The following is a 22,545-nucleotide window of genomic DNA, read 5'->3' as shown; positions in this document are numbered from 1 at the left end:
ATTGCTGTATTTCGGACGTTGTCTGTACTATCAGCCAGTACGATAAATCCGAAGTTGTCTCGACAAGTTTGGTTTGAAAGGGTATAATGAATACTATATGCGTTATTCTTTGGACAAGTTAAGCTTGAACAGGGATGTACGGGAGTTTATAATACGGGTTAGGGCATGTAAATTAAGGCAGTAAAGGAGGAGTTCGATGAGCAGACTATATGAGAAGCTTGAAAAGTGTTATGAATATTATCGATCACTGACTGATTTTGTTCCCAGGGTAGGACTGATACTTGGATCCGGTCTGGGAGGATATGCAAAGAATATGAAAGTGGAGATGGAGATTCCTTACGGGGATATTCCGGGATTTCCGGTGTCGACCGTACAGGGACACGACGGAAAGTTCCTGCTTGGATATATCGGAGATGTGCCGGCTGTTGTCATGAAGGGACGGGTGCATTTTTATGAAGGATACGCAATGAAAGACGTGGTGCTGCCTACAAGACTGATGAAACGCATGGGAATCGAAGTCTTGTTTTTGACGAACGCTGCGGGCGGCATTAACCGGGCATTTCGCGTGGGTGATTTTATGATGATCACTGACCAGATTTCCAGTTTTGTACCGTCTCCTTTGATCGGAGAGAATGTATCTGAACTGGGAGAGCGTTTCCCTGATATGACGCACATCTATGACGAGGAGTTGATGCAGATAATCCGGATGACTGCCGATGAGGAAGAAATTCCATTACAGAGCGGAGTCTATCTTCAGACGACAGGACCGAATTTTGAGAGTCCGGCGGAGATACGTATGTATGGTGTGCTCGGAGCCGATGCAGTAGGAATGAGCACTGCCTGTGAGGCAATCGCCGCCCGTCATGCGGGGATCCGTGTCTGCGGCATATCCTGCATTTCCAATATGGCAAGCGGACTTTCGGATGAGGAGCTGAGCCATCTGGACGTACAGTCTGTGGCAGACCAGCGCGCAGCAGAATTTGAGCGGCTTGTAACAAAAAGCATCGAGAAGATGTAGCGGATATATCTGCAGACAACATAATTAGGGGATTTTGCCCCGGTATCAATATATTTGGCCGCAAAAAACATACAGATAGGAGTTATGAATGAGAACAAGGATATATAATGCAAGAATACTCACAATGGAAGATGGAGCAGAAATTTTCAGAGGAGAGATCCAGATAGAAGACGGAAAGATTTCCAGTGTGATGTCCTGCGATGATAATAATGGGACAGGCAGGAAACATGACGTAATCTGGGACGAAGAAATTGATGCCTGCGGTAATCTGATCATGCCGGGGTTTAAGAATGCACATACACATTCCCCGATGACCTTCCTGAGGTCATACGCAGATGATATGAAACTGCAGGAATGGCTGTATGACAAAGTATTTCCGGCAGAAGCGGAACTTACGGAAGAAGATATCTACTGGCTGACTAAACTTGCGATCATGGAATATCTGACGAGTGGAATTACGTCTTCATTTGATATGTACAAATTAAAGCATGAAACTGCGAGAGCCTCGGAGGAAACGGGTTTCCGCATGGTGCTGTGTGGAGATATCAATGATTTTGGTGGGACGGCACAGGATGTTGAGAATGATTATCTGAAATATAACAAAGACAAAGACAGTCTGATATCTTATCAGATGGGATTCCATGCAGAGTACACAACAAGCCGTGAACTGATGGAAAGTCTTGCAGAAACCGCGGACAGACATCAGGCGCCGGTATGCGTCCACTGCTCCGAGACGAAGAAAGAGGTGGAGGAGTGCCGGGAACGCTCCGGTATGTCACCTGTGGCATATATGGATTCCCTGGGGCTTTTCCGTCATGGAGGGGTGCTGTTCCACGGAGTGCATATGGATGATTCTGATTTCGATATTATAAAGAACCATGGAATATATGTTGTCACTAATCCTGCATCTAACCTGAAACTGGCCAGTGGTATTGCACCGGTGAAACGTTATCTTGAACTTGGAATACCAGTGGCAATCGGAACAGACGGGCCGGCCAGCAACAACTGTCTGGATATGTTCCGGGAAATGTTCCTCGTAACCGGACTCCAGAAAGTGATGTGCGATGATCCGGAGGCCGTTCCGGCCAGAGATGTGCTGAAAATGGCTGTTACAAACGGCGCACATGCTATGGGGCTTACTGACTGTGATGCGATCGCACCTGGAAAGAGGGCTGACCTGATCATGATAGATCTGTCTCAGCCGAACATGCAGCCGCTTCACAATATTGAGAAAAATATCGTTTACAGTGCAAGCAAACAAAATGTGAAAATGACGATGATAGGAGGCAGAATCCTTTATCAGGACGGAGAGTTCCGGATCGGAGAAACAAAAGAAGATATTTATCAAAATGCAAACCGGATTGCAGAGCGCATTCTCGGGAAATAGTGATGAGTGAGAGAAACGGGAGATAAATAATATGAAATTATCAGGAAAGGGGTACATATGATGAGAGCAGCAATATTTGCGATTGATACAGGTGCATATAAGGCAAAAGCGGAAAGCGCGGCGGCAACCGCACTGAAACGCCTTCTGGAACAGGCTGGATTTGAAGTGAAGGCAGCAGGGATACTTCCACAGGAGAAAGAAGTAGTTGAATCGGTGATCAAACAGCTGGCTGATGCTGAATCAGTAGAGCTGATCCTGACTGCAGGAGCAACAGGATATCAGGATGAAGACTGTGCAGCAGAAGCAGTTACTGATGCGGCGGAAAGACTTCTGCCAGGGATACCGGAAGCGCTGCGAGCTTATAATCTCAGATATTCTAAGAAAGCTATCCTGGAATCTATGGCAGCGGGAATCCGTAATAAGACACTTGTTATCAATTTGCCGGAGAGTGCAAAAACGGCAAAGGAAGATATGGAATACATTCTGCCGGAAGTTGTGCAGGTAGTGGAGAATATCAGTTTATGATGAAGGTAACATATTTGGGACACAGCGGATTTCTGCTGGAAATGGAAAGTATTTACTGCCTTTTTGACTATTATAGAGGAGAGTTTCCAAAGTGGGACTGCGATAAGAAAATGGCGGTGTTTGTAAGCCATGCCCATTATGACCATTTTGGAAAAGAAATTTTCCGGCTGCGGGATTATTTTTCAGATATCTGTTTTATCTTGTCCTCAGATATTGACACTCCTGCAGATGAGGATATCCTATTCATAGGACCAAATGAGGAGACGGATGTATTCGGGATGAACGTACGGACGCTGCGGTCAAATGATCAGGGAGTGGCATATCTGCTTCACTGTGGAGGCAGAACAATCTACCACGCGGGAGATCTGAACTGGTGGCACTGGGAAGGGGAATCAGAGGCATTCAACAAGATGATCCGCCGCACCTATCAGTCCGAGATCAATAAACTTCAACAGGAGAAGATCGACCTGGCTTTTGTTCCCGTTGATCCCAGGCTGGGCGAGCAGTATTGCTGGGGGCTTGACTGTTTTATGAAACGGACGGATACGAAGTATGTATTTCCGATGCATTTCTGGGAGAATTATAAAGTCTTTGACCGGCTGATGCTGGAAAAATGTACAGAAGAGTATGTAGACAGGATCGTGAAGATCGAGCGGGAAGGACAGACATTTCTGCTGGAAATATAAGAGAGGAAGGAAGTATGCTTGTAAAAATATATACAGACGGAGCAGCAAGGGGTAACCCGGACGGTCCGGGAGGGTACGGCAGTGTACTGGAATATGTGGACACAAAGGGAGAACTCCATGTAAAAGAAATCTCCCAGGGCTATGTGCGCACTACTAATAACCGGATGGAACTGATGGCAGTGATCGCAGGACTTGAGGCGCTGAACCGTCCATGTACAGTAGAAGTATATTCTGATTCCCAGTATGTGGTGAATGCATTCAACAAGCACTGGGTGGACGGATGGCTGAAAAAGGGATGGAAGAGAGGAAAGAATGAGCCGGTCAAAAATGTGGATCTCTGGAAACGGCTGCTGGCGGCAAAAGAAAAGCACAGCGTGACATTTCACTGGGTGAAAGGACATGACGGTCATCCTCAGAATGAGCGGTGTGATGAGCTGGCTACGACAGCGGCGGACGGAGATAAGCTCATTGTTGACGAAGGCGTCTGAAAATAGTATAATCAGTAACTGTGTCAAGTAAGACAGGCGATCGCGGCTGCACATGCCGAAAGGCTGCAGACGAGGAAAGTCCGGGCTTCACAGGGCAGGATGCCGGATAACGTCCGGTGGAGGTGACTCCAAGGCCAGTGCAACAGAAATAAACCGCCGGGGATTTCCCCGGTAAGGGTGGAAAGGCAGTGTAAGAGACTACCGCCCTGCCGGTAACGGCAGGGGCATATGTAAACCCCATCCGAAGCAAGACCGGATAGAAACTATGTGGCTGCCCGTCACGTTTCAGGTAGGTCGCTCGAGCACAGCGGCGACGCTGCGCCTAGACAGATGATCGTCCAACGACATAACCCGGCTTATCGTCTTGCTTGACACTAATATGACAATCGTTACCTGTTATTAATTGAAGCAGGTTCAGGTACAGAGCCGCAGGAACAGCCGGAAGAAGGAGTTTTGGCTGATTGTCCTGCGGCTGAATTTATTATAAACAGGAGAGGATGCATCTATGGGAATGAAGATAAATGCACAACTGCCCCTGCCGGCAGACTTGAAGGCGGAATATCCGCTCTCAGAAAATATTGTGAAGATAAAAGAAAGAAGAGACCGGGAAATCAGAGATATTTTTACGGGAAGATCAGACAAGTTTGTCGTGATCGTGGGGCCGTGTTCGGCGGACAACGAAGATTCTGTCTGCGAATATGTGAACCGTCTGGCAGAAGTGAATGAAAAAGTTTCCGACAGGCTTATGATCATCCCGAGGATCTATACGAACAAGCCCCGGACAACAGGCGAGGGATATAAAGGGATGCTCCACCAGCCGGAGCCGGATCAGGCTCCTGATCTTCTGGCAGGTATCATTGCTATCCGGAAGATGCATACCCGTGCGATCGAAGAGAGCGGCCTTACAGCGGCGGATGAGATGCTCTATCCGGAGAACCGAAGTTATCTCGATGACATTCTCTCCTATGAGGCAATAGGAGCCCGCTCGGTAGAGAACCAGCAGCACCGCCTGACAGCAAGCGGCATGGATATTCCTGTGGGAATGAAAAATCCTACCAGCGGTGATTTTGCTGTGATGCTCAATTCTGTTGTCGCAGCACAGAGTTCACATACATTTATCTATCGGGGAATGGACGTGACAACAAACGGCAATGATCTGGCCCATGTGATCTTAAGAGGAGGTGTAGATAAATACGGTACCTGCATCCCGAACTATCATTATGAGGATCTGGTCCGCCTTCTTGAGTCTTATCAGCAGAGAGATCTCAAAAATCCGGCTGCCATCGTGGATGCCAACCATTCCAATTCAAATAAACAGTTCCGAGAGCAGATCCGTATTGTGAGTGAAGTGCTTCACAGCAGGAATTATAATCCTGAATTAAAAAAACTGGTCAAGGGAGTTATGATCGAGAGCTATCTTGAAGAAGGGTGCCAGAAGATCGATGAGAACAGAGTGTACGGAAAATCAATCACAGATCCGTGCCTTGGATGGGAAGATACAGAGAGACTCATCTACAAGATTGCAGAAGAGTGTTGATAAATTCGGAATTGTCAGATTGAAAAAACATCCGCCGGGAGGTATGTATTGTTATCGCACACGTTTTTACACTACCCGACGTAACGGTACATAATAGTAGCTTTCGGGTTTGTCGGAATGTCTGCTGATAGAGATAAAGTAGAAAACGGACGGAAGTGAGGCATAGAAAGACGGAAAAGAGGTGAACGGCATGTGAGGCAGGCGACTTCGAAATAATCTGTCAGAAAAAGTTAAGAGTCCGGGAACTGATGTTAAGCCGCAAAATGGATTGTCTGAGCCGAAGGCGAGTTGTCCATTTTGCGGCTTTGCATTTAGTCAGTTTCCAGACTCTTTAATTTTTCTCAGATTATGGAGCGGAGCCTGAAGCACATGCCGGTCACCTTAAAAAAGTATTTCAGTGCCTCATCTCCATCCGTTTTCGGACATTATTATTTATCGCCAGTCAGTCCGATAAATCCAAAACTATCTTCTTCTGCGGTATTTCTCTTCGCAGTATTTGCATCTGTAGATCTGATTCTCCTCATCCGTCAGCACGAATACATGATCCAGTCCCTGCTCGATAGATGTGATACATCTCGGATTCTTGCAGCGGATCACGTTGCGGATTTCTTTTGGGAGTTTCAACTGTTTCTTCTCAACGATCTTTTCATCTTCAATGATGTTGATCGTGATGTTGTGATCGATGAATCCGAGGATGTCCAGATCCATGAAGTCGATGGGGCATTCGATCTTGATAATATCTTTTTTACCCATTTTATTGCTTTTTGCGTTCTTGATGATGGCAACACAGCAGTCCAGTTTGTCAAGATGCAGATATTTGTAGATATCCATGCTCCTGCCTGCTTCGATATGGTCGAGCACAAAACCTTCTGAGATACTTCCTACATTCAGTGTATTTTTTACCATAGCTGTTTCCTTTCTCTATATATGTGATCAGTACAGTTGTTTTTTGGTTATACTTATATCTTGCTCAGTCAACGTGGATGTCAAGCAGTGTCAGGATCAATGCCATACGGACATATACACCGTACTGCACCTGGCGGAAATAAGCTGCGCGCGGATCGTCATCCACCTCAACAGAAATCTCATTTACTCTCGGGAGTGGGTGGAGTACATACATATCCTTCGGGGCAAGCTTCATCTTAGCCTTATCAAGTATGTAGAAGTCCTTCATGCGTACATAGTCTTCTTCGTTGAAGAAACGCTCTTTTTGTACGCGTGTCATATAAAGAATGTCGAGGCTGGGCATTGCTTCCTCCAGGCGTACGACTTCTTCATACTCAATATTGTTGCGATCAAGAACATCATGACGAATGTATTCCGGGAGTCTTAATTCTTCCGGAGAGATCAGGATGAAACGGATATTCTCATATCTCACAAGCGCGTTGATCAGAGAATGTACAGTACGCCCAAATTTCAGGTCGCCGCACAGACCGATTGTCAGGTTGTTGAGTCTTCCTTTTACATTACGGATTGTCAGCAAATCTGTCAGTGTCTGAGTCGGATGCTGATGTCCGCCGTCTCCCGCGTTGATGACCGGGATAGAGGAGTGCTGGCAGGCCACCATCGGCGCACCCTCTTTTGGATGTCTCATGGCACAGATGTCTGCGTAGCAGGAAACTGTACGTATTGTGTCAGAAACGCTCTCGCCCTTTGAAGCAGAGCTGGAATCAGCTGATGAAAATCCGAGCACGCTTCCGCCAAGATTCAGCATGGCTGCCTCATGGCTTAAACGCGTTCTTGTGCTTGGTTCATAGAATAAAGTTGCAAGTTTTTTTCCGTCACATGCATGTGCATATTTCTTAGGATTCGCCTCGATATCCTGTGCAAGGTCCAGAAGCTGGTCAAGTTCTTCCACGGTAAGATCCAGTGGGCTCATCAAATGTCTCATAAATGTCCTCCTTAAATATATAAATGTGTATTTACCAAATGTCCGTATTATCTGTATTATCTGTATTGAAGCAGTTTATCGACGTTTTTCCTTTTCGGGGCGGCAGGCTCGATATCGGGATGCCCGATCGCGATCAGTGCGGCCAGCTCCTGGTCTTCGGGAAGATCGAGCAGTCTGCTGATGCCGTCTTCGTCGAATACGCCCATGATCACAGTGCCAAGACCGTGATCCCATGCTGCGAGACAAAAACTCTGACATGCGATTCCAGCATCAAACATCTGCCAGCGGTCCCCTTTTTTGGTCGTGAAAGAACCATCGCGCTCATAGCCGCAGCGTCCTTTTCTGAAAGTGACAGCTATCAGCATGGGTGCCTGACGTATGATGTCTGAATTGTATTCCGGGGTATACTTGTCCGCGATCTCGTCAAGAAGAGAAGAGTCTTCAATTGCGATATAGCGGGTGATCTGAGTATTTTTCCAGGAAGGGGAATAAGATGCCAGAGAAACTATAGAATCAATAACAGAATGGTCAACGGAGTCCGCTTTGTATCTGCGGATACTTCTTCGCGTTTTTAAACATTCAGTAACGTTCATTTGTGTACCTCCCTAAATTCTCCACATAATAATATAATAAATCCGGGCGATTTTCAACCGCAAAGTAGATTTTATAAAAGAAATGTACTATACTGATTTACAGTATGAAATCGAAAGGAGTAAATGGATGGAATCACTGGAAGTACTCAGAGAAAAGTTAGATTCGATCGACGACCAGATTGCCGCGCTCTATGAACAGAGGATGAATGTCTGCGGTCAGGTCGGTGAATATAAAGTAAAAGCGGGACGCAAGGTATTTGACAGACAGAGGGAGAAGGAGAAGCTGGCTGATGTGGCGTCAAAGGTGTCCGGCGATTTTAATAAGAAAGGGATACAGGAGTTGTACCAGCAGCTTATGTCCATGAGCCGCAAGCTCCAGTACCGGCAGCTTGTCGAGGCAGGAGCACTGGGAAGACTGCCGTTTATCCAGATTAATGATCTGGACAAGCAGAATGCACGCGTTGTGTTCCAGGGGACGGAAGGGGCGTACGGTCAGGCTGCCATGCGGCAGTTTTTTGGTGAAAATGTGAACAGCTTTCATGTGAGGACATTCCGTGAGGCAATGGAGTCAATTGAGGAAGGAGCGGCGGACTATGCAGTACTTCCCATCGAGAATTCAACCGCAGGACCGGTGATCGAGATGTACGACCTTCTCGATGAATTTGAAAATTATATTGTGGCTGAGACAATCTTGCCTGTCGTACATACACTGTCAGGGCTTCCGGGAGCGAAACTTACAGATATCAAAAGAGTGTACTCCAAGACAGAAGCGCTGATGCAGACAAGCCGTTTTCTGGATGAACATTCGGACTGGCAGAGGATCAGTGTTGTGAATACGGCGATCGCGGCGAAAAAAGTGCTCGAGGAGAATGATATCTCCCAGGCGGCGGTGTGCAGCTCTTATGCGGCAAAGGTACATGGACTGTCTGTTCTTGTGGACGGAATTAATGATGACGACGATAATTCTACTCGTTTTATCGTTGTTACGAACCAGAAAGTATTCTTAAAGGATGCATCCAAGATCAGTATCCGGTTCGAACTGCCTCACCAGAGTGGCTCGCTCTACGGAATACTGTCGCATTTTATTTACAATGACCTGAATATGACGAAGATTGAATCCCGTCCGATCAAAGGAAGACCGTGGGAGTACTGTTTCTTCGTAGATTTCGAGGGAAACCTGGAAGATCCGGCGGTTAAAAATGCGATCCGGGGACTGAGAGAAGAGTCGCAGAATCTCAAGATTCTCGGGAATTATTAGAGTGGGAGGAAACCAACATGCGTACAAATGAACTGATGCTTTATAAAAATATGGATTACGGAGATATTCTGCAGGATATGACATTTCTCATGGAGAATTACGATAGTGAATTCTACAATAAAGAGGATCTGAGAAGTCTTCTCTTTGAGTGTGTCAACCAGCTGCTGGAACTCTCAGTGAGCCATGGATTTGAGGGGAATCTGTGGCATACATATCTGACGTTCCTCCTTGTAAACGACGAGAATGCATACAGTACCTCCTGTGAGATAGTGGGAGAGATCGAAGGCAGCATCAATGAGGTCGCGCTCCATGATTTCAGCATTTTCAAAGAGTTGTTCGACTATGATTTCAGCGGGCTCGAGAATGTCCTTGGCGCCGGCTGCATTCAGGTGCTCATGGGCTATACGAACGGCAGCAGGGCGGGAAAGATATTTAACCGCAGGGTGAGAGACCGCATCTGCACGCTGGCGAAAGCTCTCGGGGAAGCTGCTGATGCAGAAGAGTTTAAGCAGAAGATGACACAGTTCTACAAGGAATTCGGAGTGGGTAAACTGGGGCTCCATAAGGCATTCCGTATTGAGCATCCCGAAGGGGGAGATATGGAGATCGTGCCAATTACAAATATCGCCCATGTACATCTCGACGATCTGGTAGGATATGAAATAGCGAAGAAGAAGCTTATCGACAATACGGAGGCATTCGTAAAGGGGCGCCGGGCGAACAACTGCCTGCTCTTCGGAGACGCGGGGACGGGTAAATCCTCCTCTATCAAAGCGATCCTGAACCAGTATTATGATCAGGGGCTGCGCATGATCGAAGTGTATAAACACCAGTTCAAGGATTTGAATGATGTGATCGCCCAGGTGAAGAACCGTAACTATAAGTTCATTATATATATGGATGACCTGTCTTTTGAAGAGTTTGAGATCGAGTATAAATATCTGAAGGCAGTGATCGAGGGAGGTCTTGAGAGAAAGCCGGAAAATGTGCTGATCTATGCAACATCTAACCGCAGGCATCTGATCCGTGAGACATTCCGGGATAAGGCGGACCGGGATGAAGATCTTCATACAAATGACACGGTGCAGGAGAAGTTATCCCTCGTTGCCCGTTTCGGTGTGACGATCTATTTCGGTTCACCCGAGAAGAAAGAATTCCAGGAGATCGTGAAAGTCCTGGCAAAGCGGGGCGGCATCGACATGCCGGAAGAAGAGCTGCTGCTTGAGGCAAACAAATGGGAACTGTCTCATGGCGGACTGTCGGGAAGGACGGCACAGCAGTTTATCGATTATCTTCTGGGGCAGGAGTAGGACGTCTATATCTGCCGGCAGGTGGACGATACAGAAAATATCAGAAAAGCAATACGGGAAGTTACTCAGTCGGTAACTTCCCGTATTTTGCTGATATCACTGTCTATCACAAGGGAATAGTTCGTGTAATACACGACAAACCCCGGTTTCGCTCCTTTGGGTTTCTTAACATGTTTTTTCTCCACATAGTCGATCTCGACTTTTTCACTTCCCCTCATGCTGGAGTAGTACGCGGCAAGCCTTCCTGCCTCCTCGAAGGTCGTATCCGGCAGTTCGTCACCGTTCGTCTTGACGATCACGTGGGAGCCGGGCGCCTGTTTGGCGTGAAACCACCAGTCGTTTCCCGCTGCAAAGTCAAAAGTGAGTTCATCATTCTGGAGGTTGTTCTTTCCTACATATATATGGTAGCCGTCACTCGAAATATAGTGGAGCGGCGTGTTTTTTATTTTTACCTTTTTCTTTGTAAACCTCCGCTTAATATAGCCGGTATTTACAAGCTCTTCCCGGATTCCGGCCAGATCGTCCTCGGTCAGGGCGATGTCAAGTGCAGTCTGTATGGATTCCAGATAGGTGATGTCATCTTTTGTCTCACGGCTCAGTTCGGAGAGTGCCTCGAACGTACGCTTCTGTTTATTGTACTTTGCAAAATAGCGCTGTGCATTTTCCTGGGGAGTCTGCGTAGGGTCAAGGGGGATGGAGATCATCTCATTTGTATAGTAGTTCAGGGCTTCAAGTTTTTTTGCACCTTCTTCTACATTGTAACCGTAAGTGTTGATCAGTTCCCCGTATACCTTGTATTTTTCCCTGTTTTCCGTATCCTTTAACTGACGGATCTGCAGGTCGTATTTCTTACGGTTCCTCTCCAGTGCAGTCTGGACAATGTGACGCAGATCTGCGGATTTCTGACGGATCCGTGTGAGCCGGCTGCGCACGGAATAGTAGGTGCGCAGGACTTCAGACATAGAAGTATACTCTCTGCATTCATACTGTGCAAAATGTGTGAGTGGAAGTGAGGAAAATTCCTTTGGTTCCCTGCCGTCATAGTAGATGGCAGGAGAGAAACGTCCTTCTTTCACACCAGTAAGGTAGATCGAAAACTGGGTATACAGATGAAACAGGATATCATCCGAATATTCCTTCGCAGGAACAGATGAATCCAGGCCTGCGAGGAAGCAGATCTCTTCTGCCGTGACCGGGCTGATTCCGGTAAAGCTCGTGTAGAGTGCTTTCGCAGCCGGCGCCGGTTTTTCGATAAGAAGTCTTTTAAAAGTTCCTTTATCTACAGTGAGCGGATCTGCCTTGTGCATTGTATCCGGGATGAAATACTCCCGTCCGGGCAGGACCTCGCGCACGGAACTCATCTGTGCGGAGACGTGCTTGATACTGTCGATGATCTTGCCGCCCTCTGTGCAGAAAATGATGTTACTGTGTTTTCCCATGATCTCTACAATGAGTTCTTTGCGGCAGAGATCTCCCATTTCATCCAGATGCTCAATGGTAAAGTGGATGATACGCTCGAGCTTCGGCTGACGAATATCAACGATACGTCCGCCTCCGATATGTTTCCTCAGAAGCATGCAAAAGTTCGGCGCTGTCATAGGGGCGGGTTTATTTGAATCTGTCAGGTAAATGAGCGGGAGAGAAGCGTCTGCACTGATCAGCAGTCGCTTCTGGCCGTCGGATGCTTTTATTGTGAGCAGGAGCTCATCGCTCTCCGGCTGGGCGATCTTCGCGATGCGCCCGTTCAGCAGTTCTTTTCTGAATTCGTGGACAAGGTCTGCCACAACGATTCCGTCAAAAGCCATAATTACTGTGTCCTTTCTAAATTGTAAATGAGCTGATATATAAATGTTCTGCCATATGATATCTGCGATGCTATGAGAGAGTATATCATAATTTGTCCAAACGAGAAAGCCTTCCAATGAATTTGAGTTTTCCAGAAAAAATGGAATCTTGTTGACCATTTCTGTGCCAGAGGGTATAATACTTTAGATATACCAGTTCAGAATCCGTCTCCATTTATCAGATGGCTGAACTGTTATCTTCAGATTATAAAGTACAGAGGATGGTTTGACATGATAAAGAGCATGACCGGTTTCGGCAGGTGCGAGATTCAAAAAGAGTCAAGAAAGTTCACGGTAGAATTAAAGAGCGTGAATCACCGATATCTTGATGTGAATATCAGGATGCCGAAGAAGCTGAATTTTTTCGAGACCGCTATCCGGACGTTGTTAAAGTCCTATGCGAACAGAGGAAAGGTAGATATTTTCATTACATATGAAGATCTTTCCCAGACGCAGGTGTCCGTGAAATATAATGCGGTGCTTGCAGCAGAATATCTCAAGTATTTAAAGCAGATGGAAGAAGAGTTCGGCCTGGAGAATGATGTCCGCATCTCTACTCTCTCCCGCTATCCGGAAGTTTTTACGATGGAGGAGCAGAGCGAGGATGAGGAGGAACTCTGGAATGGTCTTAAAGAAGCACTTGAGGGAGCTTTTGCACAGTTCGTAGAGACAAGACAGACAGAAGGAGAGAATCTGAAAAAGGATATCCTTTCAAAACTGGATATTTTGAGTGAGCACATTGGATTCATAGAAGAGCGTTCCCCTCAGATCGTCACAGAGTATCGTGCAAAGCTTGAGGATAAGATGAAAGAACTTTTGGCTGACACACAGATCGAGGAGAGCAGGATCGCCTCGGAAGTGATTCTTTTTGCAGATAAGATCTGTACAGATGAAGAGGTTGTAAGGCTCAAGAGCCATATCAGCCATATGAGGAACACTCTTGAAGAAAAGGATGAGATCGGAAGAAAGCTTGATTTCATTGCACAGGAGATGAACCGTGAGGCGAACACGATTTTGTCCAAGGCCAATGATATCGAGGTGTCCGACCATGCGATCAGCCTGAAGACAGAGATCGAGAAGATCAGAGAACAGATCCAGAATATAGAGTAGCATATTGAGCGTCTGTTTAGGGCAGACTGGATTGAGATGGAAGATATCAAGGGGGATGGACATGAATAATAAAGGAATATTGATCGTAGTATCCGGATTCTCCGGCGCGGGAAAAGGTACGCTCATGAAAGAGCTCCTTACACGGTATCCGGATACATATGCGCTCTCGATCTCGGCGACGACACGTGCACCAAGGGAGGGAGAAGTCGATGGCAGAGAGTATTTTTTCGTATCTAAGGATGAATTTGAAAAAATGATTGCCAAAGACAAATTGATAGAGTATGCTAAATACGTGGAAAATTACTACGGTACTCCTCGGGATTACGTAGAAAACAAGCTGGAGGAAGGCAGGGACGTGATCTTGGAGATCGAGATCCAAGGGGCTCTCAATATAAAGAAACTGTTCCCGGATACTCTGCTCCTGTTTGTCACTCCGCCGAACGCAGAGGAATTGAAAAGGCGTCTCGTAGGCAGAGGCACCGAGACGATGGATGTCATTGAGTCTCGTATGAACCGGGCCTGCGAAGAGGCACAGGGGATGGAGAACTATGATTATCTGATCGTCAATGACAGCCTTGACAGCTGCGTGGAAGAGATGCATGCTATTATTCGCGGAGAGCATCGCAGAAGTTCGCGCAACCGTGAATTTATGCAAGAAATAAAAGAAGATCTAGAAAGAATGAAACAATGAAAGCATATCATTTCGCTGTGAAAAGTACAGCTCAAATATGGAAAGGAGAATGTTAGACTATGCTGCACCCATCTTACACAGATTTGATGAAAGTAGTAAACAAAGATGTAGAGGAGGGCGATACAAAGATTGTAAACAGCCGTTACTCTATTGTTATGGCAACATCAAAGAGAGCAAGACAGCTGATCGCAGGTGATCTTCCTCTTGTAGATGCGAAAGACGGAGAGAAACCGCTCTCGATCGCAATCGATGAGCTCAATCAGGGAAAACTGAAGATCCTGGCCGAGAATGCAGAGGAAGAGGAATAGGTTCAGACAGGGCAGATGCACATGTGGTATCTGCCTTTTTTGCGAGGAGGACATAATATGAAGATACTGTTCATCTCTCTGGGGTGCGATAAGAACCTTGTTGACACGGAGGTCATGCTGGGGCTTCTTGCCTCGAGAGGATATGAGATGACGGACGACGAGACACAGGCTGATGTGATCGTGATCAATACATGCTGTTTTATACACGATGCAAAAGAGGAAAGTATTCAAAATATCCTGGAGATGGCGGAGTATAAGAAGCGGGGAACTGTGAAGGCGCTTATCGTGACCGGCTGCCTGGTACAGCGTTATCGCCAGGAAATCATAGACGAGATCCCCGAGGTGGATGAAGTGCTGGGAACGACAGCATATGATAAAATACTAGATGCAGTAGACGCGGCGCTAAGAGGAGAGCATGAAGTGATGTTGTCGGAGCTCGATGCACTTCCTCTGCCGGATACCAGGCGCCTTGTGACGACAGGAGGGCATTTCGCATATCTGAAGATTGCAGAAGGGTGTGACAAGCACTGTACCTACTGCATTATTCCGAAAATACGTGGAAACTTCCGGAGTGTTCCAATGGAACGACTGGTCAGAGAAGCGCAGGAGCTTGCTGATCAGGGCGTGAAAGAGCTGATCCTTGTGGCGCAGGAGACGACATTGTACGGAAAGGATCTCTATGGGGAGAAATCGCTCCATACCCTTCTGAAGAAACTCTGTGAGATCAGCGGACTCCGCTGGATCCGCATTCTCTACTGCTACCCGGAGGAGATCACAGATGAGCTGATCCAGGTTATAAAGGAAGAGCCGAAGATCTGCAACTATCTAGACCTTCCGATCCAGCATGCAAATGATAAGATACTCGGCAGGATGGGACGGAGGACATCGAAGCAGGAACTTGTGGATATCATTGGAAAGCTGAGGAGTGAGATACCGGATATTTGTCTGAGGACTACGCTGATCACCGGTTTCCCCGGAGAAACGCAGGAGCAGCATGAGGAACTGATGGAATTTGTGGATGAAATGGAGTTCGACAGACTGGGCGTATTCACATACTCGCCGGAAGAAGATACGCCGGCAGCAGAGATGCCGGATCAGATCGACGAGGAAGTAAAGCTTGACCGGCAGGCTGAGCTGATGGAGCTGCAGCAGGAGATTGCATTTGACAATGCCCAGGACATGGTGGGGCGTGAAGTGCTCGTGATGATCGAAGGGAAAGTAGCCGATGAGAATGCTTACGTTGGGCGTACCTACAGGGACGCACCGAATGTGGACGGACTTATTTTCATTAACACGGATGAGGAACTGTTGTCCGGTGATTTCGCAAGGGTGAGAGTTACCGGAGCTGTAGATTATGATCTGATAGGAGAATTATTATGAATTTGCCAAATAAACTGACTGTTCTTAGAGTTATCATGGTGCCGTTTTTTGTGTTTTTTATGCTGACTGACGTGGGCGGACCGGCAAACAAGTGGATCGCCCTTGCATTGTTTGTTATTGCCAGCCTTACCGATATGCTGGATGGAAAAATTGCCCGCAAATATAATCTGGTGACGAACTTCGGAAAGTTCATGGATCCGCTGGCGGACAAGCTGCTCGTCTGTTCGGCTATGATCTGCCTGATCCCTTCGGGCAAGCTGAACACAGCGATCGTGATCATTATCATTGCCCGTGAGTTTATTATCAGCGGTTTCCGCCTTGTAGCTTCTGACAGCGGGATCGTGATCGCTGCGAGCTACTGGGGCAAGTTTAAGACGGTATTCCAGATGGCGATGATCATTGTGCTGATCGCGGATCTGGGAGGAGTGTTTGACCTGATCGGCGAGATCCTTATCTGGATCGCTCTTGCACTCACTATTATTTCGCTGATCGATTATATATGGAAGAACCGCCAGGTGCTCACACACGGCGGAATGTAATCCGATTACAGCGGGAGGCACTTGAGATGAATGAGAAAGATAGCCAGAGAAATTATAACTACGACGGAAACTGTCTTGAAGAAAAGGTAGTGGGGCTTCTTGCCGAAAAACATCTGACAGTCACTACTGCAGAGTCATGCACCGGCGGTTTGATCGCCGGCACGCTAGTCAATGTAGCCGGGGCATCAGATGTGCTCAATGAAGGATATGTGACTTACTCCAATGAGGCAAAGGAGCGGCTGGTCGGTGTCCGGCATGAGACGCTGGAAAGATACGGCGCAGTAAGTGAACAGACTGCCAGAGAGATGGCGGAAGGAGCCGCCAAAGCAGCCGGAGCCGATGCGGCACTGAGTTCCACCGGAATTGCAGGACCGGGCGGCGGCACAGCTGAAAAGCCGGTAGGACTTGTGTATATCGGATGTTATCTGAACGGACGGACAACTGTAGAAGAGTGCCATTTTGCGGGAAACCGTATGGAAAACAGGATGCACACGGTAGAGAGGGCACTGGCCATGCTGCAGGAGGCGCTTGAGCAGGAGACGATATAATAATAAATTGTCGATGTTTTGTGAAAAAATTGTCAGCGCGTGATTGACGAATGATTCAAATTATGAGAAAATAAATCATATATGGGGCAGACGAGAAGAGCCGCATCAGGCAGCGGTGTGTCGGCGTCATATGCGAAGAAAATCATACATATTGAAAGGAGTTTTAACATGATTTATTCACATGAAGTAGAAATGATGTGTCCGGTGGCTCAGGGCGCGAATCACGGACCAGCTCCGATCCCGGAAGAGGCGAAATGGGTAAAAGCAAAAGAGATCAAGGATATCTCCGGTTTTACACACGGCGTAGGCTGGTGTGCACCTCAGCAGGGAGCATGTAAACTGACACTGAATGTAAAAGAAGGAGTCATTCAGGAAGCGCTGGTAGAGACACTTGGATGTTCAGGAATGACACATTCCGCTGCTATGGCATCTGAGATTCTTCCAGGCAAAACTATCTTAGAGGCATTGAACACAGACCTTGTCTGTGATGCGATTAATACAGCAATGAGAGAACTGTTCCTCCAGATCGTTTACGGAAGAACACAGAGTGCATTCTCCGAAGACGGACTTGCAATCGGTGCAGGACTGGAAGACCTTGGAAAAGGACTCCGTTCTCAGGTTGGTACTATGTATGGTACACTTGCAAAAGGTCCCCGTTACCTTGAGATGGCAGAGGGCTATGTAACAGGTATCGCTCTTGATGATAACGATGAGATCATCGGATACCAGTTCGTAAACCTTGGAAAATTCACAGACTTCGTAAAGAACGGCGATACTCCGAACGATGCATGGGAGAAAGCAAAAGGTCAGTACGGCCGTGTTGACGATGCAGTGAAGATCATCGATCCGCGTAAAGAGTGATCGCAGATTTTACAACGAAAATCTCAGCAAAGGTAAATAAATCAGGAGGATATATAAATGGCTTTATTTGAATCATATGAAAGAAGAATTGATAAAATCAATGAAGTTTTAAACAGCTACGGTATCGCTTCTCTGGAAGAAGCAGAGAAGATCACAAAGGATGCCGGACTGGACGTTTACAACCAGATCAAAGGCATTCAGCCGATCTGTTTTGAGAATGCATGCTGGGCTTATATCACAGGTGCAGCGATCGCAATCAAGAAAGACTGCAGAAACGCTGCTGACGCAGCAGCAGCAATCGGAGAAGGACTTCAGGCATTCTGTATTCCGGGATCTGTTGCTGACCAGCGTAAAGTAGGTCTCGGACACGGAAATCTTGGAAAGATGCTTCTTGAAGAGTCAACAGACTGCTTCTGCTTCCTTGCAGGACACGAGTCATTTGCAGCAGCAGAGGGTGCGATCGGTATCGCAGAAAAAGCAAACAAAGTTCGTAAAAAACCTCTCCGCGTTATCCTGAACGGTCTTGGAAAGGATGCAGCGAAGATCATTTCCAGAATCAACGGATTCACATATGTACAGACAGAGTACGACTATTTCACAGGCGAGCTCAAAGAAGTCTCCCGTACAGCTTACTCTGACGGACTCCGCTCCAAAGTTAACTGCTACGGCGCAAACGATGTTCGCGAGGGTGTAGCTATCATGTGGAAAGAGGGCGTTGACGTATCCATCACAGGTAACTCAACAAACCCGACACGTTTCCAGCATCCGGTAGCAGGTACATACAAGAAAGAGTGTGTAGATGCAGGAAAGAAATACTTCTCAGTTGCATCCGGCGGTGGTACAGGACGTACACTTCATCCGGACAACATGGCAGCAGGACCGGCTTCCTATGGTATGACAGATACAATGGGACGTATGCACTCCGATGCACAGTTCGCAGGTTCCTCTTCCGTACCGGCTCACGTTGAGATGATGGGTCTGATCGGTGCAGGAAACAACCCGATGGTTGGTATGACTGTTGCAGTTGCAGTTTCTATTGAGGAAGCAGCAAAGGCTGGCAAGTTCTAATAAATGACATAAAATTGGAGGCTTTCGACAATATAAAAGGTTGTCGGAAGCCTTTTTTCACAACTTGAATAATTTCATATTTTTGAAACATAATGTTATACTTTTCATATAGGTGGTGAAAAACATATGTCAGATAAAAAAGAAGCTATATTAAGCAGTGAAAATAATTATACAATTTTTCAGTTCGATAACCATATAATACGATTCAAGGCACCATATTCTTTGGAGAGATATACGAAAATCAAGGAATGGGATCATGGATATTTGGTTGCTATGGCAAAGTATATTCACAATGAACAGGAAGAAGAAGAATACATTGATTTAATTCCGATCTTAAAAAATCTGTATTTTGATCCTGATGAATTTTTGAAGCCGATTGAGAAAGTGAGGATTGCAGATGACTGATGTGATAAAAGTAGCGAATGAGGCGGATATGATTGTAAATGGGTATGCTTTTACACATTGTACAGAGGGGTATCGCGTATTAAATCTGAATCGTCCGGATAAAGCAGTGGTACTTTCTAAAACCGGAGATGTACTGGAGACGAGCATGGATGATATTGAGATACAGATCGTAAGGGATTATTTGAGAAAAAACAGTGAATTTATGGAGGAATGCGATGCCTAAGTATTATGAATTTAAAGTTGCAGGATACTATTTATATTTTACATCGCATTGTGTAATTGAGTGTATGCATGTTCATGCAAGCGACCGAAAGCTGACAGAAGCAGGTTCGGCCAAATTTTTTGTCGAGAATACCGGAGAGTCTGTATTAAAAAATCGGGGAATTCTTACAGATAAGGAAATTCGTATCATACAGAGATTTATAAAACAGAATTATCAGGAAATGTATTTAAAATGGGCTGAGTACAGCTCAGAAGGATTCTACAATGAATTCAAATAGAACATTATACAAATGAAAAGGTCGCACTGGCTACAGTTATAGAAAGCCAATGCGGTCTTTTTCATAGGAAATCGGAATTCTAATTGGGGAGCAGAATAGATTATTTTTAGACCATTGTCTTGCGATATTGTGTAGGTGTCTGCCCTTTCTTCTGCTTAAAGAGCCTTGAAAAATACAGAGCATCGTCATATCCTACAGATCTGGCGATATCACTGATCGGAAGGTCTGTTTCTTTCAGAAGCGAGCACGCCCGTCTGATCCGGTAGTCCAGCAGGTATTCTTGTGGAGACGTTCCCGTAATGTCCTTGAACAGCCGGTAAAGGTAAGTACGTTCAATATTCAAATGGTCCGCAATGACTTGAATGTTGACCGTGTGGGCATAATTGTTTTCGATGTACCGGAGCGCTTCTTCTACATAGGAGATTTTCTTTTCCTTCGGAGGGATAGATTTGCGGGGGAATTTGCTTGCCAATAAGTAAAGATATTCATACAGGATGCTGTTCATCATCAGATCCCGGTTCTCGGGCAGTTTGTACGCCTCGAACATCTTCTCGTGGCAGAGTCTCACCCGGTCGTCTTTCCCATAGTGGAAATAAGGTGTTTCCAGAAGAGATGTTCTTTTTAAGTACTGTTCAATCTTAATTCCCTGAAATCCGATCCATGTGTAGGTCCATGGATGATATTTGTCCGCTTCGTAGTAAATGAGCGTATTCGGACGGATCAGAAATGCGTCTCCCTCGGAGAGCTGATAGATGTTCCCGTCCGTCTTATAGATTCCCTTTCCGCCCAGAATATAGTGGATCAGATATCCGCTTCGGACCACAGGGCCGTAGCTGTGGGACGGCTCACATGTTTCATATCCGCATGTATAGATCATGGCGTCCAAGTTTCTCGAAAAATCATTAGAAAATATATAGTCTTTCATATCCCTCTCCCAAATGCCAACAAATCTGTATAGTTAGACAACATTTGTCTATATAATATAAACTATATTCCAGTATAATAGTAATTGCAAGAACAAATGAAACAGCATTTGTTCATGGCGGTTACAGGATGGCTGTAACCGGTGCCGCGGTAGATACAATATGCATGCAGATACTTATAAAGGATTGAATAAAATGGGAGGTATCTGAAAAATGGATGCTGAAAAAAGAAAACGCTATGAGAATATAGCATCAGAACTCACCCGTCTTGCGGGCGGCAAAAGCAATATCCTTGGGATCGCACACTGTGCTACACGTCTGCGCCTTGTGCTGGAGGATAACGACAAGGCGGACATTCACGCTATTGAGGATGTAGACCTTGTAAAGGGTGTGTTTGTTGCGGGAGACCAGCTGCAGATCATCTTCGGAGCAGGACTTGTAAATGATGTGTGCCAGGTGCTGGCCGATTCCCTGCATATGGACAGCATGAGTCTCGGTGATCTGAAGACCAAGGCAAACAAGCGCATGAATCCTTTGCAGAGGGCGGTAAAAGCTCTCTCGGATGTATTTATCGAGATCATGCCGGGAATCCTTGCTGCAGCTCTTCTGACCGGACTTTCCAGTGTGCTCGGCAACATTGATTTCGTTCAGAATAATGATACATTGTACGGACTGTCAAGACTCATTAATATTTCATCAGGAGCCATTTTCGGATTCCTTCCTCTGTGTGTAGCTTACAGCACAGTTAAGCGATTCGGCGGGCGCCCGATCATGGGTATTGTGATCGGCTGTATCATGCTGACCAATTCTCTTGCCGATGCCAGCGCGGCGGCACAGGGGACAGTGGAAGTGACGACGCTTCATATCTTCGGGATTCCGGTTGATCTGATCGGTTTCCAGGGCGGTATTATCGTGGCATTGCTGATTGGTATTGTGACGGCAAAACTGGACATTTTCTTTGAAAAGAAAGTTCCGGAGGTGATCCGGCTGCTTGTATCCCCGCTGCTCACCACTCTGGTCAGCTCTTTCCTGTTGTTCATGATCATAGGACCGGTGGGAAGAGGACTTGCAAACGGGATCACGGCGGTGCTCGTATGGATGACACAGCATCTGGGAGTGATCGGTTATGCGGCGTTCTCAGGCGTACAGCAGCTTATCGTCATTACCGGACTTCATCATGTGTTCGGGGCAATCGAGTCACAGCTTCTGGTTGATACAGGACGGAATTTCCTGAATCCCCTGATGTCTGTAGCAATCATCGCGCAGGGTGGAGCAGTTCTTGGTTACCTTGCAAGAAATATAAAAGAAGCGAAAGCGAAAGAGTTATGTATCCCCAGCTTTATTTCGGTTCTCTTTGGAATTACGGAGCCAGCTTTGTTCGGTGTAAACCTGCGGTACCGTTATCCGCTGATCGGAGGATGTATTGGCGGCGCCATCGGAGGTGCAGTTGTCTACTTTACAGATCTGGCGGCGCTCGGATTCGGGACAACAGTAGTGCCTGGCATCGCACTTGCTGATCCGGCAAATAACGGATACGTAAACTATATCATTGCACATGTGATCGCCCTGGCAGCAGGATTCCTCTTTGCATTTGTTCTGGGAATCGGATTTGACCGGAAGAATATGATACTTCCGCCTGCCTGATCTTTACAGAACCGGTAGACGGTGCTCACAT

25 protein-coding genes and 1 other RNA gene are annotated in these 22,545 nt (G+C 46.5%); 21 read left to right on the top strand and 5 right to left on the bottom strand.

Translation table 11 applies throughout. From position 1 onward, the window contains the following. The first annotated feature begins 196 nt into the window (after positions 1–196). The 7 genes from FNY66_RS07520 (at position 197) to FNY66_RS07490 (ending at position 5,641) form a co-directional block, all read left to right on the top strand. Positions 197–1,018, top strand: coding sequence for a purine-nucleoside phosphorylase (locus FNY66_RS07520; RefSeq protein WP_150310744.1), 822 nt, complete (start codon positions 197–199; stop codon positions 1,016–1,018). A gap of 88 nt (positions 1,019–1,106) precedes the next feature. Next, a complete protein-coding gene (locus FNY66_RS07515; protein ID WP_150310743.1) occupies positions 1,107–2,405 on the top strand; it encodes an amidohydrolase family protein in 1,299 nt (432 codons plus the stop codon). 57 nt (positions 2,406–2,462) lie between these two features. Next, positions 2,463–2,930, top strand: a complete 468-nt coding sequence (locus FNY66_RS07510) for a MogA/MoaB family molybdenum cofactor biosynthesis protein (RefSeq protein ID WP_330581301.1) — start codon at positions 2,463–2,465, stop codon at positions 2,928–2,930. Beyond that, positions 2,927–3,616: an MBL fold metallo-hydrolase gene (locus FNY66_RS07505; protein ID WP_150310742.1), complete on the top strand. Its 690-nt coding sequence runs from the start codon at positions 2,927–2,929 to the stop codon at positions 3,614–3,616. Before FNY66_RS07510 ends, FNY66_RS07505 begins: the two co-directional genes overlap by 4 nt. A 14-nt stretch (positions 3,617–3,630) precedes the next feature. Then, on the top strand, positions 3,631–4,104 hold the full coding sequence (gene rnhA / locus FNY66_RS07500; protein WP_150310741.1) for a ribonuclease HI: 474 nt from the start codon (positions 3,631–3,633) through the stop codon (positions 4,102–4,104). 24 nt (positions 4,105–4,128) lie between these two features. After that, positions 4,129–4,479, top strand: an RNA gene (gene rnpB / locus FNY66_RS07495) — RNase P RNA component class A. A 130-nt stretch (positions 4,480–4,609) separates the two neighbouring features. Further along, complete coding sequence (locus FNY66_RS07490) at positions 4,610–5,641, top strand: 3-deoxy-7-phosphoheptulonate synthase (RefSeq protein WP_150310740.1); 1,032 nt, start codon at positions 4,610–4,612, stop codon at positions 5,639–5,641. 462 nt (positions 5,642–6,103) lie between these two features. On the opposite strand, the gene FNY66_RS07485 is transcribed toward FNY66_RS07490, so the two are convergent. The 3 genes from FNY66_RS07485 to FNY66_RS07475 all read right to left on the bottom strand — a co-directional run bounded on the left by FNY66_RS07485 (position 6,104) and on the right by FNY66_RS07475 (position 8,125). Beyond that, positions 6,104–6,547, bottom strand: coding sequence for an aspartate carbamoyltransferase regulatory subunit (locus tag FNY66_RS07485; RefSeq protein ID WP_087152524.1), 444 nt, complete (start codon positions 6,545–6,547; stop codon positions 6,104–6,106). A 64-nt stretch (positions 6,548–6,611) separates the two neighbouring features. After that, positions 6,612–7,532 (bottom strand): aspartate carbamoyltransferase, encoded by a 921-nt coding sequence (gene pyrB, locus FNY66_RS07480; protein WP_087152525.1) that lies wholly within the window; start codon positions 7,530–7,532, stop codon positions 6,612–6,614. A 56-nt stretch (positions 7,533–7,588) separates the two neighbouring features. Further along, complete coding sequence (locus FNY66_RS07475; protein ID WP_150310739.1) at positions 7,589–8,125, bottom strand: nitroreductase family protein; 537 nt, start codon at positions 8,123–8,125, stop codon at positions 7,589–7,591. A gap of 127 nt (positions 8,126–8,252) precedes the next feature. Between FNY66_RS07475 and pheA the strand changes: the two genes are divergently transcribed. Together pheA and FNY66_RS07465 are read left to right on the top strand one after the other, a co-directional pair. Then, positions 8,253–9,383, top strand: coding sequence for a prephenate dehydratase (gene pheA, locus FNY66_RS07470; protein ID WP_087152527.1), 1,131 nt, complete (start codon positions 8,253–8,255; stop codon positions 9,381–9,383). A 17-nt stretch (positions 9,384–9,400) separates the two neighbouring features. Then, entirely contained in the window at positions 9,401–10,693 is a 1,293-nt protein-coding gene (locus tag FNY66_RS07465) for an ATP-binding protein (RefSeq protein WP_150310738.1), read from the top strand. Positions 10,694–10,758: 65 nt separating this feature from the next. Here FNY66_RS07465 and FNY66_RS07460 read toward each other — a convergent pair whose 3' ends face one another. Next, positions 10,759–12,498 carry an Rqc2 family fibronectin-binding protein gene (locus FNY66_RS07460; protein ID WP_150310737.1) on the bottom strand — a complete coding sequence of 580 codons (1,740 nt, stop codon included), beginning with the start codon at positions 12,496–12,498 and terminating at the stop codon, positions 10,759–10,761. A 270-nt stretch (positions 12,499–12,768) separates the two neighbouring features. On the opposite strand from FNY66_RS07460, the gene FNY66_RS07455 reads away from it, so the two are divergent. The 11 genes from FNY66_RS07455 to FNY66_RS07405 all read left to right on the top strand — a co-directional run bounded on the left by FNY66_RS07455 (position 12,769) and on the right by FNY66_RS07405 (position 19,947). Then, positions 12,769–13,647 (top strand): YicC/YloC family endoribonuclease, encoded by an 879-nt coding sequence (locus tag FNY66_RS07455; protein WP_087150527.1) that lies wholly within the window; start codon positions 12,769–12,771, stop codon positions 13,645–13,647. A gap of 61 nt (positions 13,648–13,708) precedes the next feature. Further along, the gene (gmk, locus tag FNY66_RS07450; protein ID WP_087150526.1) at positions 13,709–14,338 is read left to right on the top strand and encodes a guanylate kinase; all 630 of its coding nucleotides are present in this window, start codon (positions 13,709–13,711) and stop codon (positions 14,336–14,338) included. Between the two features lie 59 nt (positions 14,339–14,397). Further along, a complete protein-coding gene (gene rpoZ / locus FNY66_RS07445) occupies positions 14,398–14,646 on the top strand; it encodes a DNA-directed RNA polymerase subunit omega (protein WP_087150525.1) in 249 nt (82 codons plus the stop codon). Between the two features lie 57 nt (positions 14,647–14,703). Next, on the top strand, positions 14,704–16,026 hold the full coding sequence (rimO, locus tag FNY66_RS07440) for a 30S ribosomal protein S12 methylthiotransferase RimO (protein ID WP_150310736.1): 1,323 nt from the start codon (positions 14,704–14,706) through the stop codon (positions 16,024–16,026). Continuing rightward, on the top strand, positions 16,023–16,565 hold the full coding sequence (gene pgsA, locus FNY66_RS07435; protein WP_087150523.1) for a CDP-diacylglycerol--glycerol-3-phosphate 3-phosphatidyltransferase: 543 nt from the start codon (positions 16,023–16,025) through the stop codon (positions 16,563–16,565). Before rimO ends, pgsA begins: the two co-directional genes overlap by 4 nt. Before the next feature lie 26 nt (positions 16,566–16,591). After that, on the top strand, positions 16,592–17,113 hold the full coding sequence (locus FNY66_RS07430; protein ID WP_087150522.1) for a CinA family protein: 522 nt from the start codon (positions 16,592–16,594) through the stop codon (positions 17,111–17,113). Positions 17,114–17,281: 168 nt separating this feature from the next. Continuing rightward, entirely contained in the window at positions 17,282–17,974 is a 693-nt protein-coding gene (locus tag FNY66_RS07425) for an iron-sulfur cluster assembly scaffold protein (protein WP_087150539.1), read from the top strand. Positions 17,975–18,031: 57 nt separating this feature from the next. Then, complete coding sequence (locus FNY66_RS07420; protein WP_087150521.1) at positions 18,032–19,042, top strand: GGGtGRT protein; 1,011 nt, start codon at positions 18,032–18,034, stop codon at positions 19,040–19,042. A gap of 126 nt (positions 19,043–19,168) precedes the next feature. After that, positions 19,169–19,447, top strand: a complete 279-nt coding sequence (locus FNY66_RS07415) for a DUF7724 family protein (protein ID WP_150310735.1) — start codon at positions 19,169–19,171, stop codon at positions 19,445–19,447. Beyond that, positions 19,440–19,670, top strand: a complete 231-nt coding sequence (locus FNY66_RS07410) for a DUF7723 family protein (RefSeq protein WP_150310734.1) — start codon at positions 19,440–19,442, stop codon at positions 19,668–19,670. The genes FNY66_RS07415 and FNY66_RS07410 overlap by 8 nt, the downstream gene beginning before the upstream one ends. Continuing rightward, a complete protein-coding gene (locus tag FNY66_RS07405) occupies positions 19,663–19,947 on the top strand; it encodes a DUF4160 domain-containing protein (RefSeq protein WP_150310733.1) in 285 nt (94 codons plus the stop codon). Before FNY66_RS07410 ends, FNY66_RS07405 begins: the two co-directional genes overlap by 8 nt. A gap of 106 nt (positions 19,948–20,053) precedes the next feature. On the opposite strand, the gene FNY66_RS07400 is transcribed toward FNY66_RS07405, so the two are convergent. Beyond that, on the bottom strand, positions 20,054–20,872 hold the full coding sequence (locus FNY66_RS07400; RefSeq protein WP_150310732.1) for an AraC family transcriptional regulator: 819 nt from the start codon (positions 20,870–20,872) through the stop codon (positions 20,054–20,056). Positions 20,873–21,083: 211 nt separating this feature from the next. Between FNY66_RS07400 and FNY66_RS07395 the strand changes: the two genes are divergently transcribed. Next, a complete protein-coding gene (locus tag FNY66_RS07395) occupies positions 21,084–22,514 on the top strand; it encodes a PTS transporter subunit EIIC (protein WP_150310731.1) in 1,431 nt (476 codons plus the stop codon). Positions 22,515–22,545: the final 31 nt, after the last annotated feature.

This window comes from Mediterraneibacter catenae (assembly GCF_008691045.1).
In the GTDB taxonomy this organism is placed as follows: Bacteria; Bacillota; Clostridia; order Lachnospirales; family Lachnospiraceae; genus Mediterraneibacter; species Mediterraneibacter ornithocaccae.
This window is presented reverse-complemented; position numbering and strand designations above follow the sequence as displayed.